This is a genomic window from Cytobacillus sp. SAFR-174, from assembly GCF_051964675.1.
GTDB lineage: Bacteria > Bacillota > Bacilli > Bacillales > Cytobacillaceae > Cytobacillus.
The window spans coordinates 167,972-194,072 of record NZ_JBQCMZ010000002.1 but is presented as its reverse complement, the minus strand read 5'-3'; the positions used below and the strand labels follow the sequence as shown (position 1 = coordinate 194,072).

General features: G+C 44.7%; 25 protein-coding genes and 1 pseudogene. 2 read left to right on the top strand and 24 right to left on the bottom strand.

From position 1 onward, the window contains the following. Positions 1 to 189 precede the first annotated feature (189 nt). The 3 genes from ACTHRG_RS03200 to ACTHRG_RS03190 form a co-directional block, all read right to left on the bottom strand. On the bottom strand, positions 190 to 1,560 hold the full coding sequence (locus tag ACTHRG_RS03200) for an aldehyde dehydrogenase (protein WP_159344424.1): 1,371 nt from the start codon (positions 1,558 to 1,560) through the stop codon (positions 190 to 192). 248 nt (positions 1,561 to 1,808) lie between these two features. After that, entirely contained in the window at positions 1,809 to 3,062 is a 1,254-nt protein-coding gene (locus ACTHRG_RS03195) for a methyl-accepting chemotaxis protein (RefSeq protein WP_197201313.1), read from the bottom strand. A gap of 201 nt (positions 3,063 to 3,263) precedes the next feature. Continuing rightward, complete coding sequence (locus tag ACTHRG_RS03190; RefSeq protein WP_440230574.1) at positions 3,264 to 4,424, bottom strand: MFS transporter; 1,161 nt, start codon at positions 4,422 to 4,424, stop codon at positions 3,264 to 3,266. A gap of 247 nt (positions 4,425 to 4,671) precedes the next feature. Between ACTHRG_RS03190 and ACTHRG_RS03185 the strand changes: the two genes are divergently transcribed. Both ACTHRG_RS03185 and ACTHRG_RS03180 read left to right on the top strand, forming a co-directional pair. Then, positions 4,672 to 4,836: a hypothetical protein gene (locus ACTHRG_RS03185; protein WP_169799804.1), complete on the top strand. Its 165-nt coding sequence runs from the start codon at positions 4,672 to 4,674 to the stop codon at positions 4,834 to 4,836. Positions 4,837 to 5,100: 264 nt separating this feature from the next. Then, on the top strand, positions 5,101 to 6,123 hold the full coding sequence (locus ACTHRG_RS03180) for a DUF1646 family protein (protein WP_061794295.1): 1,023 nt from the start codon (positions 5,101 to 5,103) through the stop codon (positions 6,121 to 6,123). An 86-nt stretch (positions 6,124 to 6,209) separates the two neighbouring features. Here ACTHRG_RS03180 and ACTHRG_RS03175 read toward each other — a convergent pair whose 3' ends face one another. The 21 genes and pseudogenes from ACTHRG_RS03175 to ACTHRG_RS03075 form a co-directional block, all read right to left on the bottom strand. Continuing rightward, positions 6,210 to 7,352, bottom strand: coding sequence for a glycerate kinase (locus ACTHRG_RS03175; RefSeq protein WP_061794296.1), 1,143 nt, complete (start codon positions 7,350 to 7,352; stop codon positions 6,210 to 6,212). Positions 7,353 to 7,505: 153 nt separating this feature from the next. Then, positions 7,506 to 7,625, bottom strand: a pseudogene (locus ACTHRG_RS03170) (sugar diacid recognition domain-containing protein); the annotation flags it as partial. Positions 7,626 to 7,729: 104 nt separating this feature from the next. Further along, positions 7,730 to 8,338, bottom strand: a complete 609-nt coding sequence (locus ACTHRG_RS03165; RefSeq protein ID WP_440230573.1) for a precorrin-2 dehydrogenase/sirohydrochlorin ferrochelatase family protein — start codon at positions 8,336 to 8,338, stop codon at positions 7,730 to 7,732. Beyond that, positions 8,319 to 9,071: a sirohydrochlorin chelatase gene (locus ACTHRG_RS03160; RefSeq protein ID WP_440230572.1), complete on the bottom strand. Its 753-nt coding sequence runs from the start codon at positions 9,069 to 9,071 to the stop codon at positions 8,319 to 8,321. Before ACTHRG_RS03160 ends, ACTHRG_RS03165 begins: the two co-directional genes overlap by 20 nt. 30 nt (positions 9,072 to 9,101) lie before the next feature. Continuing rightward, positions 9,102 to 9,878: a uroporphyrinogen-III C-methyltransferase gene (gene cobA, locus ACTHRG_RS03155; protein WP_159344421.1), complete on the bottom strand. Its 777-nt coding sequence runs from the start codon at positions 9,876 to 9,878 to the stop codon at positions 9,102 to 9,104. A gap of 162 nt (positions 9,879 to 10,040) precedes the next feature. Further along, positions 10,041 to 10,640, bottom strand: a complete 600-nt coding sequence (gene cysC, locus ACTHRG_RS03150; RefSeq protein WP_174751307.1) for an adenylyl-sulfate kinase — start codon at positions 10,638 to 10,640, stop codon at positions 10,041 to 10,043. A gap of 12 nt (positions 10,641 to 10,652) precedes the next feature. Further along, positions 10,653 to 11,798 carry a sulfate adenylyltransferase gene (sat, locus tag ACTHRG_RS03145; RefSeq protein WP_174751306.1) on the bottom strand — a complete coding sequence of 382 codons (1,146 nt, stop codon included), beginning with the start codon at positions 11,796 to 11,798 and terminating at the stop codon, positions 10,653 to 10,655. A gap of 26 nt (positions 11,799 to 11,824) precedes the next feature. Then, positions 11,825 to 12,889: an anion permease gene (locus ACTHRG_RS03140; protein ID WP_440230571.1), complete on the bottom strand. Its 1,065-nt coding sequence runs from the start codon at positions 12,887 to 12,889 to the stop codon at positions 11,825 to 11,827. 15 nt (positions 12,890 to 12,904) lie between these two features. After that, positions 12,905 to 13,621, bottom strand: coding sequence for a phosphoadenylyl-sulfate reductase (locus ACTHRG_RS03135; protein ID WP_174751305.1), 717 nt, complete (start codon positions 13,619 to 13,621; stop codon positions 12,905 to 12,907). A 101-nt stretch (positions 13,622 to 13,722) separates the two neighbouring features. Further along, a complete protein-coding gene (locus ACTHRG_RS03130) occupies positions 13,723 to 13,845 on the bottom strand; it encodes a YezD family protein (RefSeq protein WP_373682874.1) in 123 nt (40 codons plus the stop codon). 314 nt (positions 13,846 to 14,159) lie between these two features. Further along, positions 14,160 to 15,146, bottom strand: coding sequence for a Gfo/Idh/MocA family protein (locus tag ACTHRG_RS03125; RefSeq protein WP_076257846.1), 987 nt, complete (start codon positions 15,144 to 15,146; stop codon positions 14,160 to 14,162). 77 nt (positions 15,147 to 15,223) lie between these two features. Further along, positions 15,224 to 16,054 (bottom strand): ABC transporter ATP-binding protein, encoded by an 831-nt coding sequence (locus ACTHRG_RS03120; RefSeq protein WP_440230570.1) that lies wholly within the window; start codon positions 16,052 to 16,054, stop codon positions 15,224 to 15,226. A 101-nt stretch (positions 16,055 to 16,155) separates the two neighbouring features. After that, positions 16,156 to 16,695, bottom strand: coding sequence for a gamma carbonic anhydrase family protein (locus ACTHRG_RS03115; RefSeq protein WP_076257847.1), 540 nt, complete (start codon positions 16,693 to 16,695; stop codon positions 16,156 to 16,158). 20 nt (positions 16,696 to 16,715) lie between these two features. Then, the gene (locus tag ACTHRG_RS03110) at positions 16,716 to 18,227 is read right to left on the bottom strand and encodes a tripartite tricarboxylate transporter permease (protein ID WP_076257848.1); all 1,512 of its coding nucleotides are present in this window, start codon (positions 18,225 to 18,227) and stop codon (positions 16,716 to 16,718) included. A 30-nt stretch (positions 18,228 to 18,257) separates the two neighbouring features. Further along, positions 18,258 to 18,764, bottom strand: a complete 507-nt coding sequence (locus tag ACTHRG_RS03105) for a tripartite tricarboxylate transporter TctB family protein (RefSeq protein ID WP_076257849.1) — start codon at positions 18,762 to 18,764, stop codon at positions 18,258 to 18,260. 57 nt (positions 18,765 to 18,821) lie between these two features. Continuing rightward, the gene (locus ACTHRG_RS03100; protein WP_440230569.1) at positions 18,822 to 19,643 is read right to left on the bottom strand and encodes an enoyl-CoA hydratase-related protein; all 822 of its coding nucleotides are present in this window, start codon (positions 19,641 to 19,643) and stop codon (positions 18,822 to 18,824) included. An 18-nt stretch (positions 19,644 to 19,661) separates the two neighbouring features. Beyond that, positions 19,662 to 20,882 carry a CaiB/BaiF CoA transferase family protein gene (locus ACTHRG_RS03095; RefSeq protein ID WP_076257851.1) on the bottom strand — a complete coding sequence of 407 codons (1,221 nt, stop codon included), beginning with the start codon at positions 20,880 to 20,882 and terminating at the stop codon, positions 19,662 to 19,664. A gap of 157 nt (positions 20,883 to 21,039) precedes the next feature. Continuing rightward, on the bottom strand, positions 21,040 to 21,693 hold the full coding sequence (locus ACTHRG_RS03090) for a GntR family transcriptional regulator (protein WP_440230568.1): 654 nt from the start codon (positions 21,691 to 21,693) through the stop codon (positions 21,040 to 21,042). 265 nt (positions 21,694 to 21,958) lie between these two features. Continuing rightward, the gene (locus ACTHRG_RS03085) at positions 21,959 to 22,954 is read right to left on the bottom strand and encodes a tripartite tricarboxylate transporter substrate binding protein (protein ID WP_440230567.1); all 996 of its coding nucleotides are present in this window, start codon (positions 22,952 to 22,954) and stop codon (positions 21,959 to 21,961) included. A gap of 355 nt (positions 22,955 to 23,309) precedes the next feature. Continuing rightward, positions 23,310 to 24,644 (bottom strand): (Fe-S)-binding protein, encoded by a 1,335-nt coding sequence (locus tag ACTHRG_RS03080; RefSeq protein ID WP_440230566.1) that lies wholly within the window; start codon positions 24,642 to 24,644, stop codon positions 23,310 to 23,312. Positions 24,645 to 24,662: 18 nt separating this feature from the next. Continuing rightward, positions 24,663 to 26,099 carry an FAD-binding oxidoreductase gene (locus ACTHRG_RS03075; protein ID WP_440230565.1) on the bottom strand — a complete coding sequence of 479 codons (1,437 nt, stop codon included), beginning with the start codon at positions 26,097 to 26,099 and terminating at the stop codon, positions 24,663 to 24,665. Between the last annotated feature and the right edge of the window lie 2 nt (positions 26,100 to 26,101).

Below are 26,101 nucleotides of genomic sequence, written 5' to 3'. Positions count from 1 at the left end.
AGTAAAAAAGGGCTGATTTCATTGAAAAAACTGACCAAGAAAGTCAAAAATATAAACTTCCCCACCTTCTCGGTTTCCCCATACACCAAAAACCTTTCAAAAAAAACCGAAGCCGCCATACAGAATTTAAATAAGGATCTCAAGCCTCCGAAAAACAATGCTTAGAACCCCTCTGCAAATATGACTTTGTTATTTTATAAAAAATTTCACCTTTTTTAATGCATCTTTTGTGGTCGGATATCGGAATGGCAAATCGAATCTGGTGGTTTGCTTCAGAATGCTTTTTTCATGTGAAAACACATCAAAGCTGCCCTTTCCGTGATAAGCGCCAATCCCGCTCTCCCCTACTCCCCCGAAAGGAAGATATGGTGAGCTCAAATGATAAACAGTATCATTAATGCATCCGCCTCCAAAGGAAATACTACTGAGAATCTGGTTTTGGACACACACACTTTCTGTAAAGATATATAGGGCCAAAGGTTTTGGGCGTGCAGTAACTTCTCCAATTATTTTGGACAAGTCGTCATATTCAAGCACGGGGAGAATCGGCCCGAATATTTCATCCTGCATTACCTCATCATTCCAGGTAATATTGCCGAGAACAGTCGGTTCGATACTTAGAGCGCTTAAGTCATGCCTGCCTCCGTGAATAGCAGTGGCATTGGTTAAAAATTTAGCGAGTCGGCTGAAGTGTTTTTCACTGACGATTCGCGTAAATTGGCCGGATGCAATCGGATTTTCTCCATAAAGCTCCTGTATGGCCTGCTTTAGTTCTTTAAGAAATTCTTCTTTAACTCTGCTGTGAACATAAAGATAATCAGGAGCCACACACGTTTGGCCGGCATTAATGTATTTTCCCCAGGCAATTCTCTTCGCGGCAAGCTTCAGATTAGCATCTTCATGTACGATGCACGGACTCTTCCCGCCCAGTTCCAGCGTAACAGGTGTAAGATTTTTCGAAGCGGCTTCCATAATGATTTTTCCAACAGGGACACTTCCTGTGAAGAAAATATAGTCGACCTTTTCATTTAGAAGCGCTGTGCTTGTTTCTGCGTCTCCTTCAACTACTGAAATATACTCTTCAGGAAAATGGCTGCTGATCATTTTTGACAGCAATGCCGAAGTTTGCGATGTTAATTCCGATGGCTTCAGGATTGCGCAATTCCCTGCCGCAATAGCGCCTATTAGCGGTGCAATGGCCAGCTGGAAAGGATAATTCCAGGGCGCTATGATAAGCGCAACTCCATATGGCTCCGGATAGATATAGCTTTTCGAACCGATCTGGGCAATGGTGGACTTTGCCTTCCTTGGCTTTGACCACTTTTTTAAATGTTTCATGGTAAAGCGGATTTCCTCGAGCAGGATTCCGATTTCCGTCAAGTATGCGTCAAACTCACTTTTATTGAGATCGGCTTTTAAAGCATTCATTAATTCCTGCTCATGCTGCTTTATGACTGTACGCAGTTTGCCGAGGGCTTCCATTCTGAATAAGACATCCTTTGTTTTACCTGAGGAGAAGAAGGTTCTTTGTTTTTGAATGAGTTCGCCGAAATTTTCCATGGATTACCTCCAAATGGGCTTATGTTTATGGATATAGTATCATTTTGGCGCGAGGAAATACATAAATAGGTATGTTATTTAACATAAAAACAACCGGGTTTCCCCGGCTGGCAGCCCCCATTTCTCTAATTGCTTTCCTCATTTTCTTTGACCCTTTCCCCAATTTCCCGAAAGTTTTCCTAAAGTCACCTTTTAAAATAAACCCTTTGTGATCTTTCACCTTTATGTGGTAATCCCATACTGGAACTCTATAACTTAAACCTGCTGATCAACCCTTTCAAATCCTCGGCCATGACTGTAAGGTGATCAGCGGAAAGAGATATTTCCTCCATTGATGCTGCCTGTTCTTCAGTAGATGCCAGTACACTTTGTGTGGCCATGGCGGATTCATTTGCCACATGGGTTATCTCATCCATGGACTGGACCATTTGCTGGGATCCGGCAGACATTTGCTGAATGGCTGAAGCGACTTCCTGCATTTGATTTGTCACCATGCTGACAGACTGCCGGATTTGTTTGAAGGAATCCCCTGCTCCCTTCATGACTTCCATGCCTTCTGTTACTTCATGATTGACGGTATCCATGGTTTGGACGACCTGATGGGTTTCTTCCTGGATTTTTGAGATCAGCTGGCTGATTTGCAGAGTGGATTCCGCCGATTTTTCAGCGAGATTTCTGACCTCGTTCGCTACAACCGCAAAGCCTTTTCCCTGTTCTCCTGCACGGGCCGCTTCGATGGCAGCATTTAATGCCAGAAGATTCGTTTGAGCGGCAATGCCTGTGATCACTTCGATAATCTTTCCAATCTCCTGTGAACGCTGGCCAAGACCTTTTACCACCTTGGATAAGTCCTGTACATTTACATGAATGGAATTCATTTGGCAGCCTGCTGTTGAAATGGATGCATCGCCCTGATTTGCTTTTTCCAGAGAATCATTGATTTGCTCTGTCACCTGTTCTGAATTAGCCGCCACCTGTGTCAGTGTTTCAGACATCTGCATAATGACATTGGAAGCCGTTCCGACACCGTGGACCTGGTTGTCTGCCCCTGCAGCAATCTCTTCAATCACCTCAGCAATGTGGCTTGTTGCCATATTGGTCTGCTGGGCGCCTGATGATAGCTGCTGGGCATATTGTGTGACTTCGTCGGAAGCCAGAACCACTTTATTCAGAACCTCCTGCCAGGCGGAGGCAGTGTGATTCAGAGCTGAAGCAATGGAACCAAGCTGACCCACTGATTTTTCGTCCAGTCTTGTGGACATGTTTCCATCTGCAAGTTCATCAATAAATCTATTAATTTTGCTGATGGGTGCAATAAATTTGCGGTAGTTCATAAAAGCGGATAATATTCCCGCCAGCGTGCCAAGGATGACAATAAACCCAATGGTCGTCCAAAACGCACTGCCTTCAAGCCCATTACCAACACAAACTGTAATGCCGATGATCAATACAGTAGGAATAATTACGATTAAAGTACGGAGAATATAGCTAAGCTGGCTCATGTAACAGACTCCTTTATTATTATTTCAGTAAAACAGATTCCAAATTCCCCCTATATTATCATGTTCTGCCAAGAGACAATTTGATTATAGTGGATAAAAGGAAGATATATCAATATATTTTGTGGAATTATTTTTTAATAATTGAAATAGTTTGTCATTTTACTCTAAAAAAATGCCGGCCTCCATAGAAGCCGACATCAATTAATCTGCTGCAGCAGTCCTTCTTTCTTTTTTCGCCATGGAAAGAGCTGCCGTGCCAAAAGCAATAATAATAAAAATACTTCCGGCAGCTGCATTATATTCAACGGAGGTTGTCTCAATCATGATTCCGCCGATCATGCTGCCAAATGCCATTCCCATGTGGACTGCGGAATTGTTCAATGTCTGCTGGATATCCGAAGTTTCCGGAGTTACTTCAATTAAGTAGCTGTGTATGGCCGGTGTGACCGCCCAGCTGAGCATACTCCAAATGACAACTGTAAAAAGGAAAACCGGCAGGGAAACAGCGGCAAAAGGCAATGCGAAAAGGGTAAGTCCAAACATGGCAACAAGTGTTAAGATGACCGATTTTGCACCAAAACGGTCAGCCAGATGACCGCCAAGGCCGCCTCCGATTACCGCCGCAATCCCGAAAATCAGATACACGATACTGACCCAGTTTCCGTCAAGCCCCATATTCATTTTCAGAAAAGGTGTCAGGTATCCGTAAAAAGCTAAATGACCGGTCATTAATAAAAAGGATGTTATCTGGATAAGTGCTATTTTCCTGCTTTTCAGCGTTCTAAGCTGTACGCCAATCGGCACAGCGGGCTTTGGAGCAACCTTTCCCAGAAAGAAGTACACCCCCGCCATAGATAAGAGTGTAAGTGCTGAAATCAGCATAAATGGAGCACGCCAGCCAAAAGCATTTCCAAGCATTAATCCTATCGGAACCCCAAGAACAAGGGAAGCACTGATTCCCATAAACACGATGCCGATCGCACGTGCACGATATTCTTCTGAAACGATGTAGGACGCCATAGTCATGCATAAGGCAATAAGAAGTGAGCCGCTTCCTGCCGCCAGAATTCGGCCGACTAATAAAACACTATAAAGCGGACTGAATACAGCCACAATGTTCCCGGCCAAAAATACAGCCAATGATATCATCATTAAACGGCTGCGTTCCATTTTAACCGTTATCGTGAGCAGAACAGGCGCTGCTATGGCAAAGGCGAGCGAAAATACGGTAATCAACAAACCTGCCTGCCCCAGGCTGACACCCAAATCTGAAGCGACAAGATCCAGCAGCCCTCCTATAATCAATTCCACCATCCCAACAACAAATGATATGATTGCCAATAAATAGATGCGTTTATCCAAGCTGAACTTCCTCTCTAGTATCCTAGCGATTATCTTAATTTCAATAAAATAACATCTTAACATACTTGACTGTGCAAGCTCAAAGGATAGAATAATCTAAATATAATAAATGCCTATTTGTAAATAAAAATAATTTTTTGTGGAAAAATAAAAATATCACCCTAAGACAACTTCCAGAATTTACATGTTTGAATATAACAGTAAAATAGGAATGTAATTAACAAATACTGTAAAGGAGTTGATTCATTTGTTGGACAATCAAGCAAAGAAAGGGCTTAATTTATCCCCGCAGACACCACCTGTGATTGAAGAAATACAGCCTGCCGCTACAACTCCTATTCACACAAATGCCATCAAAAGCATGGAACCTGAATTCAATCTGACTGGAACCGTTTTAAATGACTATAGCTAAGTGATAATCCCTGCGGGTCTCCAGCAGGGTTTTTTTATCGCAGTCTAACGGGCAGTAAGACCCCCACTTCAAGATTCAGAGGAATCAATGGATGATAAGTGGGGATCCAACTGCCCGTAAAGGCCCGATTGGTTCAACTAACAATCGCGGGGAGAAAAGCACTCCCCGCTGATTGACTTTATGGCAAGTTTGTCCGGGGGTTTGCATATGCATGTAATATTCCTTGTGATTAAGCTGGGAAAATAACCAAATGGAGCAGGATTTATGATTTATTTGTTAGTGGTTATTTTCATTATTGTTCTTGTCATGCCTTTTCTTTCTGAGTTTGTGGAAAAAAATCTGGAGATGTTTTTATTTTTAATGGGGCTTGCAGCAGCACTTGCAAGCGGAGTTCTGAATAGCGGCCTTTTTGTACAAGCGGCACAGGAGCCTGTAAAAATTACACTTGCTGTCTTTATTGCGGGCCTCTTGTTTAAATGGTTTCAGGCAAATCTGGAAAAAAGCATCCTTTCAGTAAGCCGGCGTATGCCGTTTCGATTATTTGCAGCTTTGATTGTCATTTTCCTTGGATTAATTTCAAGTGTCATTACCGCTATTATCGCTGCGCTGGTTCTTGTGTTAATTGTCAGTGCCCTAAGGCTGGACAGAAGTTCAGAAGTCAGGCTGACGGTGCTCGCCTGCTTTTCGATTGGCCTTGGCGCTGCATTGACGCCGATCGGGGAACCGCTTTCCACCATTGCAATCAGTAAATTGAAAGAAGACTTTTTCTTTTTGATGGAATTGGTTGGACCGCAAATTATCATCGCCCTCGTATTTTTCGGAATAATGGCAGTGATAGCTGTAAAACCGCCTGTTTCTGGAAAAGCTTCCTTTACCAAGAAGCCTGCCAGTGAAAGCTATGAAGAAATTTTTGTCAGAGCTCTGAAGATTTATTTTTTCGTCATGGGTCTGACGATGCTTGGGGCCGGTTTTGAACCGTTAATCAATCATTTTTTAATCGGTTTAAATCCGCTTTTGTTATATTGGATCAATATGATTTCTGCTGTCCTGGACAATGCCACCCTTGCAGCGGCTGAAATCAGCCCATCCATGGATCATTTTACCGTTCAATCCATTCTCCTTGGACTCTTGATCAGCGGCGGAATGCTGATTCCCGGGAATATTCCCAATATCATTGCTGCCGGGAAACTGAAGATTACAAGTAAAGAGTGGGCCGTATTCGGGGTTCCTTTTGGGCTGGTCACGATGATTGGATATTTTGTGCTTATTATAATCACAGGTAATTGAAAAGGACTGCCCGCAGTCCTTTTTCGTTTTCTTTCTTTAAAGTTTACATAACATTATTATTATCTATTAAAAAAAGAAGCTGAATCTCACAGCTTCTCATTATTCATTTTCATAAGGGCTGCTATGTTCCTCGCTGTTCTTTCCATATAAATGGCTGCTTTCTCAAAGGCATCCGGAAGGGTTATCACGCCAGGAACAATGCTGAATAGCGCATCAATACCATGTTCATGCACGATATGGCTGTCGTCCGATAAGGAACCTGCAAGACCGATGACGGGTATTCCGTGCTTCTTCGCCGCTTTTGCCACCCCAATCGGCGTTTTTCCATGAATCGTCTGGCTGTCAATCCTGCCTTCGCCTGTAATGACAAGGTCAGCACCTTTTACTTCTTCCTCAAAGTTAACCGCTTCAAGAACGATTTCAATCCCTCTTTTTAAGTCAGCATTTAAGAAGGCAAGCAGACTTCCGCCGATGCCTCCAGCCGCTCCTGCCCCCTCTATATCGCGGAACGGTTTGCCGAGTGCATGTTCAGCAACATCTGCAAAATGGCCCAGATTCCGATCCAGCAGCTCTGCCATCTCAGGGGTCGCGCCTTTTTGGGGGCCAAAGACAGCGGAAGCACCTCTTGGACCAGTTAATGGGTTATCAACGTCACAGGCCACTTCGAAATGGACGTCCCGAATCCTTGAATCAAGGTTTGACATGTCGATGGCTGAAAGATCAGCAAGCGATCCTCCGCCCGGGCCGATTTCGCTGCCGGTTTTGTCAAGAAGCTTTCCGCCTAAAGCTTGTATCATTCCTGCCCCGGCATCATTTGTGGCACTTCCGCCAATTCCAATTATGATGTGCTTCACTCCTGTGTCCATTGCTGCAGCGATTAATTCACCTGTTCCCCTCGTGGACGTCAGCAAGGGGTTCCGTATTTCTTTAGGAACCAGATGCAAGCCAGAGGCAGCGGCCATCTCAATGACAGCTGTCTTTCCATCGCCCATCAGGCCAAAGAAAGCCTTAACAGGTTCCCCGAGAGGTCCAGTAACTGATCGCTCTATGATCGTTCCTCCCGTTGCATCAGCCAGCGATTGCACCGTTCCCTCTCCGCCGTCGGCCATCGGCATTTTTTTGTATTGTGCATTGGGAAAGATCGCTTTAAACCCTCGCTCAATGGCATTCGCTGCCTCAAGTGCCGATAAACTCTCTTTAAATGAATCTGGCGCAATGACTATTTTCATTCCTGTTTTCCCCTTTCTTTAGCCAAAAAGCTGAAAGACTCCAAATATCAAAGTTGAAATAACAGCAAGTTCTTCTTGCAGCTTGAGAACAATTACGGTTCTCGGGATTTGCAGGACTGCTCCAGAACGAGTTCCGCTGCCATTTATTGATCCTTTCTTTTCACCTGATCCGATTATGATGCCTTCTTCATTCATAACATTTATGTTTTTATTAAGAATTTTCATCGTGCGCTCCACTATTTCCTGAGCAAGTTCAAAGGATAAAAAATGCACTTTACACGCCGCCTTCCACGATTCATTACTAACAATGTACCATAGTGAATTTGCACAATAAACAAAATAAACAACCGTGTGCCAGGACACGGTTGAGGATTTGTTTATTCTAATGACTGCAGATATGCCCATTTGCGTTCCCTCTCATCCTCTGAAAGTCGATAACGATCATCCAGGAGTTCGGCAAGCAGTTCATTTTTTTCCGAAGGAGGGATAGAAAGCTTTTTAATATAATCGCGGCAGTTTCCCAGAAATTCTGAATATCCTGTCCAGCTTTCATCAAATTGTTCATCCAGCTGTTTTTTTAACATCCGGGTCAGCTTTGGGCTTGCACCATTGGAGGTGATAGCAATTTGAAGAGGACCGCGCCTTACAGCTGCCGGAAAGATTACATTTCCTTCTCCTGCTTCATCGACAACGCAGACCAGCTGACCTGAATCCAGCGATTTAGCCAAGGCATGGTTAGCTTCACGTTCATTTGTGGCCAGAATGGATAAAAAAGCATCTTTAAAATCATCTGCGGAAGCTTCCCGCTGAATGAGCTCATAGCCTCTTTGATGGGCTAAATGAAGAAGCTCATCTGTAAAATCAGGAGCAACAAACGTAATATGGGCTCGTTCAGCTTCAAGTGTTTTCACTTTTCGAAAGGCAATTCTGCCGCCGCCGGCAATAACGATTTTCTTGCTGGTTAAATCAATGAATAACGGCTGCATTTATATTCACCTCTCCATTCGCTTTTTCAGCGACCAGATTCTGGATAGCTGCATGTTTTCCCAGTGTATCAGTAAGGGTTACGGAGCAGCCTGCCTTTACTTTCTTATTTACCTCTCTTACTACCTCACTTAGCAGAAGCCCCGAGAATAATAGATAAGGGATGACAATCACATTGCCGCTTGCCTTTTGACATATGGAATCAAGACCATCCTGGAAGGACGGAGCAGCTGCCGCTAAATAGCAGACCTGCACATTTTTTACACGGAGACGTTTGCTGATTCCGGTTTTGATAGAGTCAAAAGCTCTTAGAATGGAAGGATCACTGCTGCCTCTTCCCACAATTAAAACAGAATCTAAAGGAGATATCGGCTGGGCATCTGCTGTAACAAGCTCTGCAATGGCGTCTAGAATAGTGTCCTGGACTCCAAAAGGGTCCGCCATCTTTACGATGATGCCGTGATATTTTTCTATTAAAGGGGCAAGCTCTTCAGGAATATCCTTCTTGATATGGCCGGCTGCGAGTAAAAATAAAGGGACAATGACAATTTCGGAGGCGCCTTTACGGACACAGTATTCAAAGCCGGTTTCAATATCAGGCTCTGTTAATTCCAGAAAACAAATCTTTTGAATGGGAGCATCGACTTTTTTCATAACACTTTCGATAAAAAGGTTTGCTTCGGCAGCTCCTTTTTTGGAACGTGTGCCATGGCCGATGTATAGGACCGCTTTCATTAGTTAGGCTCCCTCCTTTATTAGGATCGCCTACCCTTGGACAGCAGGCAGATGCGGTGCAATTTCTTCTTCGAACCAATTAATTTTATGGTGCATGGCGACAACATTCCCAATGACGATCATGCTTGGATTCGTGATGTTTGATTCTTTCACTTTGTTCTCAATAGTAGCAAGCGTGCCCGTAACGGTCCGCTGCTCTGAAAGTGTTCCCCAGTGCACGAGGGCAATCGGTGTTTGAGGGGATTTTCCGTTTTGAATGAGGTTCTTCACAATATTAGGCAAATGGGAAACTCCCATATATACACATATCGTGTCTACTGCATGTGCCAGATGGGCCCACTGGTGTTCGGCTTCTTCATTTCCTGCCTGGTGTCCTGTGACAAATGCGAAACTTTTGCTTAAGGTCCGGTGGGTGACCGGAATCCCCGCATATGCAGATGCCGCGATCCCTGCAGTGACCCCAGGCACAATTTCAAATGGCACATCATGATTGGCGCACTCTTCTGCCTCTTCCCCGCCCCTGCCGAATACAAATGGATCCCCGCCTTTCAGCCGGCAGACCTGCAGACCTTTTTTCGCATATTTAACAAGCAGATGATTAATGGTTTCCTGTTTCATCACATGATGATTGGGGAGCTTGCCGCAATACACCAGCTGAGCTTCTTTCTTCGCATAGTTTAATAGTTCACGGTTTACGAGACGATCATACAGAACAACATCTGCCTCCTGCAGGCATCTCATTCCCTTAACAGTCATCAGGTCCGGGTCACCCGGTCCGGCACCTACTAAATAAACTTTTCCTGTCATTCTCATGACCGCCCTTTCTGTAATGTCTTTTAATATATGCATTTTAACGCTTTTCCTAAGCTAATAATCTGATTGATTTCTATAATACCATTTTTCGGGGTGAAATAGTAGGAATTATTTTTTCAGAAAAGGAGCCTCCTATTAGAAAGAAGCTCCCGGTTTTTATAGAATATTCTTTTCACGCAAATGTGTTAATATCTGCCCGACTGCTTCTTCTACAGTGTACCGGTCAGATCGTACCGTAATTTCAGGGCTTTCAGGTGCTTCGTACGGGGAATCGATTCCTGTAAAATCCTTAATTTCCCCGCGTCTGGCTTTTGCGTATAATTGTTTTGGATCCCGCCGTTCGCATTCTTCGAGCGGACAGTCGATGAAGACTTCAATAAATTCTCCTTCTTCAAACAGCGCCCTGACAGTTTCCCTGTCCGACCGGAAAGGAGAAATGAACGCTGTTGTAACAATCTTGCCGCTGTCCACAAACAGCTTCGCGACTTCGCCAATGCGCCTGATATTTTCATTTCTGTCTGCCTCTGAAAAGCCAAGGTCTTTATTTAAGCCGTGTCTGACATTGTCGCCGTCCAGGACATATTCATTGATGCCCTGGCGGAATAGTTCGTGAGATACAGCATTGGCAATCGTTGATTTGCCTGAGCCTGATAGGCCGGTAAACCAGAGGACCACACTTCCGTGGCCGTTCTGTGCCCGTCTGTCTTCCTTCGTAATTGCGGCGTCATGCCAGGTGATGTTTGTAGCCTTTGTCATGTTAACCGCCCCTTATACCGTTTCTTTTTCTCTCATGCCTTCTATTAACACCTCGACAACCTCTTTGCGGCTGAAAGTCGATGGCGGCAGCTCTCCGTTCCGGAGCATTTCCCTTACCTTTGTGCCGGATAGAATGACGCGGTCTTCTTTGCTGTGCGGGCAGGTTTTATCAGATGCCATGCCTTCGCATCTATTGCAATAGAAGCTGTGCTCAAAGAACAGCGGTTTGATGCCAAGCTCTTCTTCTGTAAAATGGCTGAAAATATGCTGCGCATCATATGTGCCGTAATAATTGCCGACACCGGCATGGTCTCTTCCGACAATGAAGTGTGTGCAGCCGAAGTTTTTCCTTGCAATGGCATGGAAGATCGCTTCGCGCGGCCCCGCATATCTCATTGCTGCGGGATAGACAGCCAGCTGTGTGCGCTCTTTTGGATAGTAATTTTCCAGGAGAACCCGGTAGCTCTTTAGACGGACATCAGCAGGGATATCATCTGATTTTGTTTCACCCACAAGCGGGTTCAAAAACAGTCCATCCACCGTTTCCAAAGCAGCTTTTTGGATGTATTCGTGTGCTCTGTGCACAGGGTTTCTTGTCTGGAAGCCAACTACTGTTTTCCAGCCTTTTTCTTCAAACAGTGCCCTTGTATCTTTAGGCTCGAACCATACATCCTCTGCTACGCCTTTGCCAGGTTTTTTAATCAGCGTCACCTCGCCGGCAGCATAAACCGGGCCGCGTTCAAAAAGTCTTTTTACGCCGGGATGTGCCAGTTCCTCCGTTTTGTAGACTTCACGTGCCTCTTTGCTCAGGTCCGGCTCATACCATTCTGATACCGTGATGACTCCGTATACTTCACCTTCGTGAATCAGCTTAAACTTTTCACCAGCTGCAAGCTCTTTCGCTTTTTCAGCTGACACCGGCAGTGTAACCGGAATGGACCAAATGGTTCCGTCTGCCAGTCTCATCTTTTCAACAACAGATTCATAGTCTGCTTTAGCTAGGAAACCTTTCAGAGGACTGAATAAGCCGACACCTATAAGTTCCAGATCACTCAGTGCGATGGCATCTATTAAAATTTCTTTTTCAATTCCTGTCAGGTCATAATTTGGATTATAGCTTTGAATTAATTTCCCTCCATGAGGTTTCGGCAGAGCCATTTTTCATCAACCTTTCTTTTTCGGATTTACTTTTTTTCAGTTATCGGCCTTACACTGGCTGGTGCCTGATTCATTAAGAATTTCACTCCGAAAACGGAGATAAGGACACCGGCCATCGCAATCACCGGATATACATTTTGTTCAATGAGCAGCTGGATAAGCGTATAGGATAGGACCATCGATAAAACAGGTGAGACAACCCATACGACTAATAGCTGCACGACAATGTCCTTCTTGAAGACTGATCGTCCCTGGTTTACAAATCCGATTCCGATGATGGAGGAAGTGGTGATTTGCGTTAAAGGGACAGGGATTCCAAAAACGGAAGCAATCGTAACAATACCTGCTCCTGTTCCTGAAATGACACAGCCTTCTTCAAGACGGATTTTGGTAATCTTTTTACCATTCGTCTCGAGGACTTTTTTTCCCAGCAGAACTGCTCCAAAAGCGACAAACATCCCGCCCCAGAAGATTCCGCTGCCTGTGCTCATAATGCCTGCACCAACCAGCGGCCCGACTGCATTGGCAACATTGTTCATGCCTGCCGAGAATGCTTCAAACACGCCCATGAAAACGACGAGTATGGCTAAAATCGGAGTTGCTTTAGGCTTTTTAATCAGGTTCTGAACGTAGCTTCTCTTTAAAAAAGCGGCTGCCGCTATGGCAATTAAAAAAGCGGCAAATGGAGTAAGCAGCCAGAATGTGACGATCCAGGCAAGCTTTCCGGCAAATACAGATTGGTAGACGATTCCGGCACCAACAACTGAACCGACCGTCACCTCACTGGTTGAAAGCGGGATGCCGAATACATTGGCCAGAAATAGCGATAATGCTGCAGATGCAATCACAATCAGCGCGATGGCAACCGTGAAGGTCTCTTTAGGAACAATACCGCTTCCCATCGTCTTTACCACTTCTCCTCCGCCAAGCCATGCTCCGAAGAATACGGCCAAGCCGCAAAGAATAAGAGCTAACATGCGGTTTTTCAGGACACCTGAACCATACGCGATCCCCATGGATGCTGCTGCTCCGCTTGCCCCGATATTCATGGCGAAAAATAAACCGACAGTGACCGCTATGATCGTAAGCATGGTATCACCCTCCTTTTAGCTCGTATGAAGGCCGCATTCAGTTTTGCCTGTGCCAGACCATCGGCCCGCACGGGAATCGCCATTTTCATCGACTGCCTGTGTACAGGGAAAGCAGCCGATGCTAGGATAGCCATGGTCATGCAATGTGTTGTAGGGCAGGTCTTTTTCCCTGATGTAGGACCAAACTTCATCCCATGTCCAGTGAATCAGCGGGCAGATCTTGATATTCTTGAATTTTTCATCCCTGTTTAGGAATTGAGTATTCGCTCTTGTCGGCGACTGCTCCCGGCGAAGGCCGGAGATCCAGGCTTGCTTTGGTGTTAACGCTTCTCTTAAAGGAATCACTTTGCGGATCTGGCAGCATGAATTCGGCTCCCTCTTCCAAAGGGCTGAACCGAATTCTGCAGCCTGCTGGTCCAGTGTCAGCTTGGGCTCTTTCCGCTCAATCCTGAGGCTTGGAAAGCGGGCTTCCATTTTATCAATCACTTCATAGGTTTCCGGAAAATGAAGCCCGGTGTCCAGAAATACAATATGGGCATCTGGCTTAATTTCCTGGATGAGGTCAATCAGCACGATGGCTTCCGCTCCGAAGCTCGATGCATAGACAATTTTATCTTCAGGATAATGTTCATAAGCCCATTTCAATACAGTGCCTGCGCCTTTTAATTTGTCATCAATAGGGAATGCATCTGAGATTTGATTCCAATTTTCATATGTTACTGCAGTGCTCATCTTGCAGTACTCCTTTCATTTTCCAGAAATCTTTTAAAATCAAAAAGGCAGTCTTCCCGCCTGAAAAATAACATCAGTTGGAAAAACCGCCTCTAGTTTGTCTAGTCAGCGCGCTTATTTGGTTGAAGACGAACCTTTTCGTTCTTCTCAAGTTGTATGACCTTGCCATCCTGGACGACCAGCGTGATCGATCCGAATTTAATGCTCTGAAGCATCTGCTTCAAATGAGCAGATAACTCTTCCCAGTCTGCCTGTTTCAGTGAGGCTCGCCTCCTTTTTTTTGTTGAGGAAAGGATACGTTTTTTAGTTTGTTTTTAGTGATGTTGAGATTAATCCTACCATACCAATAGGAATTGTCAACAACTTATTTAAAGAAAATTATAAAAATCTGATAAATGGGCTTTTCTTCACTGAAAACCGTGAATTGTGGCCAGCTTGTTTTACCACTTACTGAATAAGTGGTGTCTTTCAAATACCTATTTTTTAAGTGCAAAAAGAACTAAAAAGGACCGAACAGCAATTGTTCGATCCCTTCCTTTTATTTTTGGTCAGCCGGATAAATTACACCCATTTGCCTGCGTGCTTCATCCAGAATTTCCATTGTAGTCATAGAGTTTGCAAACGAGTTCACTTCAGATTCGGTTTTGCCCGCCTGAATCAGTTTTATGAATTCTACCGCTTCGTAATACATCGAATCGCTTAATTGATCCTGTGTGAGATCTTCACTTTCTCCGTTGCGGTAATGCAGTGTAACTTTTTCAGGAGCACTTATTTTATCTATCACAATATTGCCTTCTTCTCCCTGGATTTCTGCAGGAAGGGTTGAATTAGTGATTTTGCTGAACATAATCACCGCATCCATGCCGGGATATTTAAGGACCATGCTTCCTTCCCCATCGACCCCTGAATCCAGTTTATAGCCTGCAGCTTTAATTGCCTCCGGTTTGCCGAATAAAGCCACAAGCGGATAAATGCAGTATATTCCAATGTCCATTAATGAACCATTCGAAAGTTCGGGATTGAATGCATTCAGCACCGTTCCCTGCCTGTAAGCATCATAGCGGGAAGAATACTGGCAAAAGCTTGCAAAATACCTGCGAGCTTGTCCGATTTTATGAAGGTTTTCTTTTACGGCCAAAAAATTAGGCATTAATGCAGACTTTAAGGCTTCCATAAGCAGAACGTTGTTTTCCCTTGCTGCAGCGATCATCGTCTGCAATTCCTTCGTATTCGAGGCAATCGGCTTTTCGCATAAAACATGAACCTTGTGTTTCATAAAAAGAATAGCCTGCTCTGAATGCAGGGAATTCGGGCTTGCAATATAAACGGCATCGATTTCGCCGCTTGCGGCCATCGTCTGTAAATCAGTAAAAGTCCTCTTCACACCATATTTGCCTGCAAATTCTTTTGCTTTTTCCTCAGTGCGGGAATAAACAGCTGTCAGCTGAAAATCTTCAGCCTGCAGTGCCGCTTTTAAAAATCTTTCTGTAATCCAGTTAGTGCCTACTATACCGAAACGAACCAATTTCATTCCTCCATTTTGTATGTATAAGATATCTTAATATAATGAAGGACAATTGCCCAAAAATCAATCATTTGCCATTATGATTGGCTATGCGCCAGCCTGGACGAAGATTTTACACGTACCCAGGGACGGCCGTTTTCCCATTCTACCGAGATTGGTACACGAAATGTTTCCTCAAGCAGCAGATCGGTCAGTGTATGACACTTACTCCCCTGTGCGATGACCTTCCCATCCTTCAGCAGCATGGTGTGGGTGATGGAGGGAACAATTTCTTCAATATGATGGGTCACATATAGAATCGTGGGGCCGCCAGGCTGTGCAGCCATTTTTTCAATAGAGCCCAGTAATTCTTCCTTCGAATAGATATCCAGCCCATTGCATGGTTCATCGAGAATCAGCAGCCGAGGTGAAGCCATTAGCGCTCTTGCAATCATCGCCTTTCGTTTCTCTCCCTGTGAAAGGGATGTGAGAGTCTGATTCTGAACATGGCTAATATTGAACTGATTCATTAAGTCCTTTGCCTGATCCAGGTCCTGCTGTGTTATTTCCTGATAGAGACCGATTGACGCAAACTTTCCGCTGAGAACAATTTCAAGGGCGGATTCGGACGGCCGAAATTGAAACTTATCGTCAAGCGAGGTACTTACCCAGCCGATGGATTTTCGAAGCTCCGGAATATTGGTCTTCCCATAAAGATTTCCTAAAACGGACACCTGGCCGCCATTAGGCCACAGGTAGCCGGTAATCATCTGCAGGATCGTGGTTTTTCCGGATCCATTCAAGCCTAAAAGGGCCCAATGCTCTCCTTCACTTACCTTCCATGAAACACTGTCCAATATCTGCTTCCCGTTTCTTTTCCAGCTGACCTTATCCAGTGATATGATATTTCCTGATTCCCCATGACTCATTTTTGTACCCTCCTTCTCTCTTTGAATATAAATAGAGCTAGAGACAATATAGACTTCCCCGGAAGCTGCCGGAAATCCTTTGTCTTTAGCTCATTCTTTTTCTAATAATCCAGTTTTTGCTGATCTGAGAGAATTCCGGCACGGCGGAATTTCACAGCATTCTTACGATAAAATTCAGCTCCTGCAAGGATACGGTCCTGAAGTTCCTCCTTTACCGGCTTTAACGTTCTTGCTGGAACGCCTGCTGCAAGCATGTGATTTTCAATCACTTTATTTTCCCCGACGACTGCTCCAGCCGCTATCACCGCCCCTGCCTTTATATGAGCACCATTCAGGATGATAGCCCCCATGCCGATCAGGGCACCGTCTTCAATGGTGCAGCCGTGGATCACACAATTATGGCCAATTGTGACATTCTGTCCAATGGTAACCGGATAGCCTTCATCCACGTGAATCATCGTTCCTTCCTGTACATTGGTGCCTTTTCCGATTTTAATCGAATCATTGTCACCTCGCAGCACAGTATTGAACCAGATGGATACATCAGCCTCCAGTTTCACATTACCGATGATATAGGTGTTAGGTGCCAAATAGACAGATTCATGCACGTCCGGATTCTGTCCTTCAAAATTAAATATCATCTCCACATCACCTCCGCCTTTTAGGAAGCCACGGTCTGATCCGTGCCGCCACCCTGGTTTCTGCGCTTTTTAATCCATTTATTAATGAAAGGGTACAAAATACTGATGATCGACAGAATGATGAAGGCTAAAGCAATCGGCCTTGTGAAGAAAATAGAAATATCATTGTTTGACATTTGCATGGCCCGTCTGAACTGATCTTCCGCAATGGGACCGAGCACAACGCCAAGAACAATGGGTGCCAGCGGGAATTTGGCATTCTCCAGATAATAGCCGATGATTCCGAATACCAGCATCATAGCCACATCAAATATGGAGTTGCGGACAGCGAATGTACCCACTATACAAAAGAGAATTATGAGTGGTCCAATAACCGTATATGGTACCAGCAAAATCTTTGAGAAGATCGAAATAAACGGTTTGGCAATAAGTAATATCATCAAATTGGCAACCAGAAGTCCCATCAGGATGGTATAAATTAAAGAACCCTGTGTGGTAAACATTAAAGGCCCCGGCTGAATCCCATGCAGGATAAAGGCACCGAGCAAAATGGCAGTTGTAGCACTGCCCGGGATTCCCAGGGATAGGAGTGGAACCATGGCACCCATCGCCGCTGCGTTATTGGCGGATTCCGGTGCAGCAACTCCTTCAGGAATACCTGTTCCGAATTCTTTTGATTTTTTTGACCAGCGGGCGGCTTCACTGTAGCTGAGCATGGCAGCAGTCGTTGCCCCAATACCGGGAAGGATTCCTATAAATACTCCTAACAGCGATGAACGGCCAATGACACCCGAAATACGCTTCATCACATTCCAGTCAGGCAGTTCAGATCTCACCTTTTGCTTCGTATTTACCTTATGGACCTGCTGGACACGGCGCAGCACCTCTGAAATGGCGAATAATCCAATCAGAACAGGAATGAAGTCAATACCCGACATTAACTGGCCTGATCCGAATGTAAATCTTGGCACACCCGTCATTGTATCGATGCCTATCGTGGCGATAAACAAACCGAAGGAAACACCAATAAATCCTTTGACCAAATTGCCTGCGCTCAAGGAAGCTACTACCGTCAGACCCATTAGAGCCAGCGCAAAATACTCCGGGGACGAAAAACTCAGAGCAAAAGAGGCGAGCAGAGGTGTCAGAAAGATTAAAACCAGAGTTCCAAAAACACCCCCTGTTGCGGAACTGAAGATGGAAATGCCGAGGGCTTTTCCCCCTTCCCCCTTCTTTGCCATGGGATACCCGTCGAAAACGGTTGCCACCGCTTCCGGAGTGCCTGGGGTTCTAAACAGAATAGCGCTTATGGACCCTGAAAAAACAGACGTGGCATAAATGGAAGTCAGCAGCAGGAATGCCGCAGCCGGATCCATTGCATAACTGACAGGAAGAAGAATAATGACCAGCATGGTTCCGCTTATACCCGGGATCCCTCCTCCAATGAAACCAAGCAGGACGCCGACCATAAGAATGAAAAAATTAAAAGGCTCAAAAAGATTGCCAAAACCGCCTAAAAGTCCTTCTATCATTCCGTTCACCTCTTTTATTAAAGTTGGCTATTAATAAAACAGCAAGCTAAGTGAATAAAAAATCCCGGTTCCCCGCGGGAATGGCAAATTTAATAAAATGGGAAACAGCACAATAGACCCTGCAGTTGCCAGAATACCTGTCAGCAATGCCCGAATATAGCTTTTCATTCCAAACAGAAGCGCCATAACAAAAATCCCCAGAATCGTCGCAATAATAAAACCAACATAACCAAGAATAAAGGTATAGATTGCAAGAACCGCGAACAAGTGGAAGAACTTTTTCGGATGAACCAGCTGGTCTTCGCTATCTGTATCTGCTGAGTCACCGGCATCCCCCTTGATATTCTGAACATTCTTCGCCTTCAAAGCCCTCAACAGCAGGATAACCGATAGAATTAGCATCAGGATCATTAAAGCTGCCGGCCATGTTCCTGCTGAAATGAAATTTCCTGTCCTATTTTCTATCTGGAGTGACATGACCAGAAAAAAAGACGAAAAGACGATCATGATTATGGAAAGATTTCGTTCCAGCTGCATCTCTCATTCCCCCTGAAATTTTTATAGAGGAGGCTATGAGCCTCCTGGAGATTTTCTTTAAGAGTACTTAAAAATAGGCTTGCGCTTCTCCAAAAATGAGTGAACTCCTTCTCTATAATCCTCTGAAATAAATGAGTCAATCACCATCTGGGCCGTCTCAGGGGAATCTTCCACTGCCCCGGCAAGCACTTCGTGAATGATTTTTTTGGAACCGCGGACCGACAGCTGGGCATTTCGGCAAATTAATTCTGCATATTTGAGAGTTTCCTCATTTATGGACTCTGTTGGATAGATCCGGTCAATGAGACCGATTCTGTATGCCTCGTCTGCATCCATCAGCCTTCCGGTATACAGAATATCCTTGGCCTTTGCCGGTCCGACCAGATCTGCCAGATTTTTGGTCCCTGGTGTATTGTATACTAATCCAAGCTTAGCTGGAGTTATGCCAAACCTCCCTTTGTCATCAGAGAACCTGAAGTCACAGGCAACGGCAATCTCACAACCGCCTCCAACACAAAAACCCTTTATCATAGCAATCGTTGGCTTTGATGCATCCATAATTGCTTTTTCCGCTATCATGGTGGCTTTGTTATATTTTTCAGCACCTTCTGCTGTATACCTAAGGGATTTGAATTCGCTGATATCTGCTCCTGCCGAGAAGGCAGCTGTACCAGTGCCTTTAAAAATAATCACTTTTACATTAGGGTTTTGTTCGCATTCATCCACAAGCTGTGGAATCCTTAACCAAATGTCATAACTTAGTGCGTTCCTTTTTTCCGGCCGGTTGAAGCAGATAAAGGCAATATCCCCTTCAACCTTCAGATAAACCGGCTCACTGCACGTTTTTTCCCCGCTATATGCTTCGAGACTTTTAGACATATCACGCCGACCTTTCTGCTATTTTTTATTCAGGATTGGATCATTTTCCAAAGTTCTGACAGCTCCGGCTTTTGTTAAATTCCGGATGGACTTTTCGTCATACCCGAGGCCCGTTAATACCTCAATCGTGTCCTGTCCGAACAGTGGTGAAGGGGTTCTCACCTCACCAGGAGTTTCAGAAAATTTTGTGGGAATGCCAATCATTTTCATTTTTCCGATGACAGGATGTTCAACTTCCTGAATCATGCCTCTCGCTTCATAGTGCGGATCCTGAACAGCCTCTGCAAAGTTATTGATGGGTCCCGCAGGCACTCCCGCTTTTTCGCAGCGGTCTATCCAATAATTCGTATCCTGCTGCATAAGTACTTCTTCAATATCTTCTTCCAGGTCAATCACATGCTGGTTTCTCAATAAATTCGTTTTATAACGGGGATCGTTTATCCAATCAGGCCTTTCGGCAACATCTGTGCAAAACCTTTCCCAAGTTCTCTGATTGGCACATCCGAGCATCATATAACCTGATTTGGTTTTTACAGCCTGATAAGGAGCAGACACCCGGTGCCGCCAGCCGGTTGCCTCCGGTATCGTTCCTTCTGCAAAATAGGCTCCTGCCTCCCACGTAAACCATGGAAGACCGATTTCTGCGAGGGCAATATCCACATGCTGGCCTTCCCCCGTCTTCATTTTATGGATATAAGCTGCCAGAATCGAATAGGCTGCCGTTATGCCTGCACCAATGTCATAAACGGCAATGCCGGATTTCATCGGACGCATTCCTTTTTCCCCGGTCATGCTCATAAGGCCTGTCATCCCTTGGGCTACCAGGTCGAACCCGCCTTTATGGGAATAAGGACCGGTCTGCCCATAGCCTGATATCGAACAATAAACCAAGCCGGGATTAATCTCTTTCAGGCTTTCATAATCAATGCCAAGTGATTTGGTCACACCCGGACGATAATTCTCCACCACCACATCTGCTTCCTTAGCCAGCTTGTAAAAGACTTCTTTTCCTTCTTGAGTTTTAAGATTTAAAGCAATGCTTTTTTTATTTCGGTTAATTTGGAAAAAGCAAGTGGATTCCCCATTCACATAAGGCCCCATTTGGCGGGAATCGTCTCCGCCGTTCACTTTCTCCACTTTCATGACTTCCGCACCGAGATCAGCAAGGACCATGGTACAGTACGGGCCCGCCATGATTTGCGATGCATCAAGGACTTTCATTCCTTGTAATGGTCCCATCCAGAACACCCCATTTGAATATTTGTGTCGGAAGTGAGCCCGAAGTGACCGGCAGCTGTTCATTTCTATACATTTCTAAATTGTGCATGTTATAATAAAATCGATTTTTTATGACGAGAGAGCATTTCTATTTTGGCGAGTGGAGATGCTCCCTTTTTTATTCACGGATCATATTTGTCCCTCGCTCCAGATCATTGCGCAGATGGTTTTCTGCAGATTGATAGACAGCTATGTCGTCCCGGGCTTTAAGAGCATGAAGGATTTGGCGATGTTCCTTTAGAATTTCTCTATTATGCTCGTTGTTTTTTAATATATTGGCCCGGTAAAGCAATAGAAATGAACGTACCTGCTGCAGCAAGTGTACTGCCCGCTTGTTTGGGCTTGCTTCCAAGAGCCGATCATGAAACTTTGCATTCAATTCAAGTAAATGAAGATGGTTTCCTACCGTAAAGGCATCTTCTGCTCTTTCAAGGATTTTTTCGATGACATCAAGCTTCTCATCTGTAATCGTTTTTAAAATAAGTCCCATTATTTGAGGCTCAAGCATGATGCGAGTTTCGTATAGATCTTTAAAATCGGCTTCATCCAGTCTTACAATAGTCAGCCCCAGCTGATTCTGAACCAGCAATCCTTCTATTTGCAGCTGGCGGAGAGCCTCCCGCAACGGGGTACGGCTGATATTGTATTTTTTCGCCAGGTGAGAAACATTGATTTTCTCACCCGGCATCAATTCACCAGACAAAATGGAACTTTTTATAATGTCATAGATTTGCTGATAAAGCGGCTGCGTAAATTTAAGTGCCTGCACCATTTTCGCCTATCCTCCTTCTTCATTTTTCAGAAGAGATGAATGTTCTCCTGTTGTACACTGTGTGCTGTATATTGGATACAGCTTATATGGCGATCATATCTGCCATTAAGAATGGCAGTCAATAACCTGTACAAAGGTTCTCATGTTTAGATAAAACCAGTTTTCCTTCGACAAAATCTTCAGCAGCCTATCGAGCAAATCTATTAAAATCCATCAATTAACCGGCAGAGAGGCAAAAGGCAGATATCCTGCCTTTTGGCTTATGTTATTTCATATCGGTTAATAGAGAACCGTAGGTGTCGATAAGCTTCTCAAATTCTGCATTATACTCTTTTGAGTTCAGCCACCCATCCCTAAGGTGCAGGTAATTGGCTTTTTCATACTCTTTATAGTCCGGACGATCCTTCGCTTCTTCAAGGGCTTTTTCAAGCGCTGAAATGATTTCCGGCGGTGTATCTGCGTGGACCATAAAGCCTCTGCCCTGGCCGTCTGTTACATCTATCCCCATTTCAGTTGAAATTGGCACGTCCTCGAAGCCTTCCATTTTCTCTTCAGTAAAAGCAATCAGCATTTTAATATCTCCGCTTTCCAGCTGGGCAATCGATGGGCCAGGCTCCTCTGCAATGACATCAATATGTCCCCCGAGCAGTGCTGCTGTCATCTCTCCGGAACCTTCAAATGAGATATAATTAAACTTTGTTCCTGTGGCTTTTTCAAACTGTTTGACTACCAGTTCATCAAACCCCGCTGAACCTGTACCGCCAATGGTGATCTCGCCGGGTTTTTCCTTAGCCTGTGCGATAAGATCATCAATATCTTTGAACTTGCCGTCGCTTTTTACTTGAAGGGTCATGGTATCATTTTGGACTCTTCCGACAGAGGTTAATTTGCTCAAATCATTTTTTTCCACACCTGCTGCAATATTTACGGGATGATTGGATGTTGCAGACCAGATAGTATAGCCGTCAGCTGGCTGCCTGGCCACATGGTCAGCGGAATTGATTCCCGCAGCACCAGGCATATTCACAACATTAATGTTTACACCAAGAATATCTTTCATTTCTTTTGCAATGGCCCTTGCAAAATTGTCACTTCCCCCGCCCGCACCAAAGCCGACAATAATTTCAATCTGCCGCTCGGGATAATTTCCGCTGCTTTTCTTTTCCTCTGAGCTTGCACCCTGAGGTGAAGAACTGCATGCCTGCAAAAAGAATACCAACGCAATGGCAAGAGATAAGAACGAAATCCTTTTAAATTTCATATTCATTTTCCCCCATATAAAGAAAATTTTTAAATTTCTGTAAATTAGATGCGTAATTATTCCCTTGAAAACAAATTAAATTACTTTCTCTGGTAAGAACTTATTCCTCGGTCAGTTTATTCACCTCCATGTTTATGTATTGCTTCATTAAACTTCAGTGCAATTTTTGTGCCAAAAGCAAAAATTTTGATTCATTTTTTTTGCAGTGAACCAAAATAGTAAGCGGTTTCAAATCTAATGGGACATTCGGACTTTTTCTGTATTTCATTTCTGAGTTCCTTCCAATACGACTTATTCATCATGCTCGTTCTCTTTTGAAACAAATTGCCCGCCATTCCGTTTCGATTTGAAACCTTTATTGTTTTCCGGCAGATTCTGCCCTTTCAATTGACTCCATAAGATAGTCGGCAACATGCTTTGTTTCTATCTGATCTTCCATTCCTTCACGATAAACCCCCAGTTTCATTTGGAGGAAGCATCCCGGATTGGCTGTAATCAGAACAGCAGATTCCGTTTCTTTAACCCGTGACATTTTCTTATCCAATATTTCATTCGCAAGCTTCGGCTGCAGCAAATTATAAATTCCTGCAGACCCGCAGCAATATTTCTTCTCAGGAAGATCCACATACTCTGAGTTTGGAATTTCCTTCACCAATTTAGCTGGAGCATCTTTCACTTTCATCACATATTGCAGGTGGCATGAAGGCTGATAGGTAACCCGTTCACCCCGGCCGGCAGCTGCAGGCATTTCGCCTTTCTCATAAATGATTTCACTGATATCCCTGATTTTGGCAGAGAATGCTTTTGCCCGTTCCAGCCAAAGGGGATCATCACGGAACAAGTCCGCATACTCCGCGAGTGCCGCACCGCACCCTCCTGCATTGGTAATGATATAATCCACATTTGCTTCTTCAAAAGCCTGTATATTCGCTTTGGCCAATTCAATGGCCTTGTCTTTTTTCCCGCTGTGGTGGTGCAGTGCTCCGCAGCATACCTGTGCTTTCGGTGTGACTACATCAAAGCCGGTTTTAGAGAGAAGTTTAATAGAATTATCATTTGTTTCTCTGAACATGACATCCATAATACACCCGTGGAAAAAGGCTGCCCTGCCCCTTGGTTCCTTTTCTTCATAAGCACTGGGTGTATACACAGGATGTTGTTTCCGCCTTGAAGGCGGCAAAATGGAAGGCGTAATTCTTTCCATCTGCCTCATCTGCTCCGGAAAGAATTTCAGGATGCCCAGTCCTCTGGTTACAGACTGAAGGCCGCTTTTTTGATAAAACCATAGAAGATTGCCAACAGTATTAAGTCTTTTTTGATTGGCAAGAACATGATCAAAAAAGTAGTCTTTAAATGTACGTGCCGGATAGGCAGGTTTTTTTATATCCGTTTGAACCGGAGCTTCAGCCGCTGCTGCAATTCTCTCCTTGGCGAGCATAACGATATCAGGAACCTGCACATCGATTGGGCAGGCATCCACACAGGCTGAGCACAGAAGGCACCGGTCGAGCTGATCTTTGATTTCCTGATTTACAGGAATATTGCCCTCAATCAGACTCCTGGCCATCAATACTCTGCCTCTGGGACCATCAGCTTCCCTGCCTGTAATGTTCAGAGTTGGGCATACATTGCGGCATGCACCGCAGCGTACACAGGTTTTCATAGATTCTTCTGCCGTCAGCAATTTCAATCCTCATTCACCTCCATCCTAATTAGGCAGTGCCATTTTGCCCGGATTTAAAATGTTATTCGGATCAAGAGTCTTCTTAATAGCCCGCATGACTTCCATGGCTGCTCCATGCTCCACATCCATATATTTGGCACGGACAATTCCCACTCCATGTTCAGCAGTAGTGGTTCCTTCCATCCTGATTGCGAGCTCATGAATATCATCGATCATTTTCTGCACATTTTCCATTTCAAGCTGATTGTTCATATTCACCACTGGACCTGTGTGCATATTCCCATCGCCAACATGGCCGTATATCCCGCAGATGATGCCATATCGGTCTGCGATATTATGAATCTCCCGCAGTGTTTCAGGAAGTTTTGAAATTGGCACGCAGATGTCTTCTCCGCCATACACCCGGAATCCGCCCGGCTTCAATAGTCCAACAGCTGCACCAACAAGCTTCCTGGCCTGCCAGAGCTTTTCACACTCTTCCGGCTCATCGCTGAATTTTATATAATTCGTAAATTTTTCAACCACAGCTTTGAGCCGGTTCACTTGCGAAGTAACTTCCTCCCTGGCTCCATCCACTTCAAAAACCAATATTGCTTCATTGTTCAGCGGAAGATTCAGCTCAGGCTTCATCATATTTACAGCCTTTGTACAATTGAAATCCATGATTTCGATGGCCGATGGCTGCAGGCCTGAAGAAAATACAGCGTTAACAGCCTCGCCTGCTTCTTCCAATCTCTCAAAAGAGCATAGGACGATTCCTCTTGTGACGGGGAGCGGCAATAGTTTGAGGCGCAGACGCGTCACAATTCCAAGCGTACCTTCCGAACCAATCATTAAGTGGGCAAGATCATACCCGGAGACTGATTTAAGTGCCTTCGATTTAGCGCCGCCTGTCACGATAATGTCACCAGTGGGCAGCACGACTTCCATTCCCAGCACATAATGGCGGGTGACACCATATTTAACTGCCCTCAGTCCGCTGGAATTGTTGGAAACCATGCCCCCCACTGTGCACATATTGGCGCTTCCCGGGTCTGGAGGAAACCTTAGCCCATAAGGCTTTAATGCCTCATTTAAATCGTTTTGGATGACTCCCGGTTCAATTACTGTCTGCATATTCCGGTGATCGATTTCCAGTATCCTGTTCATTTTCGATAAGTCCAGCATAATGCCGCCTTTAACCGGCACGGCTCCGCCTGTTTGCCCTGTGGCTGCGCCCCTCGGGTACACAGGAATGTTATATTCGTTGGCCAGTTTAACACATTCACTGACTTCTTCCGTTGAAAGCGCAATAACGGCCGCCTGGGGATTTTTTGGACGGAGCTGTGTTTCAAAGGATGCATCATAGGAGTAAGTCATCATGTCAGTGCTATTGGTTAAAAGCCGGTCTTCGCCGAAAATATTTCTTAATCTGGATATGACATTTTCATTCAGCGGAGGCGGTGCCATGGTTTCATTCATTT

Bases quoted from the DNA above. Each gene is read 5' to 3' on its own strand.
- ACTHRG_RS03195 (WP_197201313.1), bottom strand. From the start codon at position 3,062: ATGAGCCAGCTTAGCTATATTCTCCGTACTTTAATCGTAATTATTCCT.
- ACTHRG_RS03200 (WP_159344424.1), bottom strand. From the start codon at position 1,560: ATGGAAAATTTCGGCGAACTCATTCAAAAACAAAGAACCTTCTTCTCC.
- ACTHRG_RS03160 (WP_440230572.1), bottom strand. From the start codon at position 9,071: ATGAAAGCGGTCCTATACATCGGCCATGGCACACGTTCCAAAAAAGGA.
- cobA (WP_159344421.1), bottom strand. From the start codon at position 9,878: ATGACAGGAAAAGTTTATTTAGTAGGTGCCGGACCGGGTGACCCGGAC.
- ACTHRG_RS03075 (WP_440230565.1), bottom strand. From the start codon at position 26,099: ATGAATGAAACCATGGCACCGCCTCCGCTGAATGAAAATGTCATATCC.
- ACTHRG_RS03140 (WP_440230571.1), bottom strand. From the start codon at position 12,889: ATGCTTACGATCATAGCGGTCACTGTCGGTTTATTTTTCGCCATGAAT.
- ACTHRG_RS03135 (WP_174751305.1), bottom strand. From the start codon at position 13,621: ATGAGCACTGCAGTAACATATGAAAATTGGAATCAAATCTCAGATGCA.
- ACTHRG_RS03180 (WP_061794295.1), top strand. From the start codon at position 5,101: ATGATTTATTTGTTAGTGGTTATTTTCATTATTGTTCTTGTCATGCCT.
- ACTHRG_RS03175 (WP_061794296.1), bottom strand. From the start codon at position 7,352: ATGAAAATAGTCATTGCGCCAGATTCATTTAAAGAGAGTTTATCGGCA.
- cysC (WP_174751307.1), bottom strand. From the start codon at position 10,640: ATGACAAAGGCTACAAACATCACCTGGCATGACGCCGCAATTACGAAG.
- ACTHRG_RS03120 (WP_440230570.1), bottom strand. From the start codon at position 16,054: ATGAGTCATGGGGAATCAGGAAATATCATATCACTGGATAAGGTCAGC.
- ACTHRG_RS03115 (WP_076257847.1), bottom strand. From the start codon at position 16,695: ATGATATTTAATTTTGAAGGACAGAATCCGGACGTGCATGAATCTGTC.
- ACTHRG_RS03090 (WP_440230568.1), bottom strand. From the start codon at position 21,693: ATGGTGCAGGCACTTAAATTTACGCAGCCGCTTTATCAGCAAATCTAT.
- ACTHRG_RS03110 (WP_076257848.1), bottom strand. From the start codon at position 18,227: ATGATAGAAGGACTTTTAGGCGGTTTTGGCAATCTTTTTGAGCCTTTT.
- ACTHRG_RS03085 (WP_440230567.1), bottom strand. From the start codon at position 22,954: ATGAAATTTAAAAGGATTTCGTTCTTATCTCTTGCCATTGCGTTGGTA.
- ACTHRG_RS03095 (WP_076257851.1), bottom strand. From the start codon at position 20,882: ATGGGACCATTACAAGGAATGAAAGTCCTTGATGCATCGCAAATCATG.
- ACTHRG_RS03165 (WP_440230573.1), bottom strand. From the start codon at position 8,338: ATGCAGCCGTTATTCATTGATTTAACCAGCAAGAAAATCGTTATTGCC.
- sat (WP_174751306.1), bottom strand. From the start codon at position 11,798: ATGGCTCTGCCGAAACCTCATGGAGGGAAATTAATTCAAAGCTATAAT.
- ACTHRG_RS03105 (WP_076257849.1), bottom strand. From the start codon at position 18,764: ATGCAGCTGGAACGAAATCTTTCCATAATCATGATCGTCTTTTCGTCT.
- ACTHRG_RS03100 (WP_440230569.1), bottom strand. From the start codon at position 19,643: ATGTCTAAAAGTCTCGAAGCATATAGCGGGGAAAAAACGTGCAGTGAG.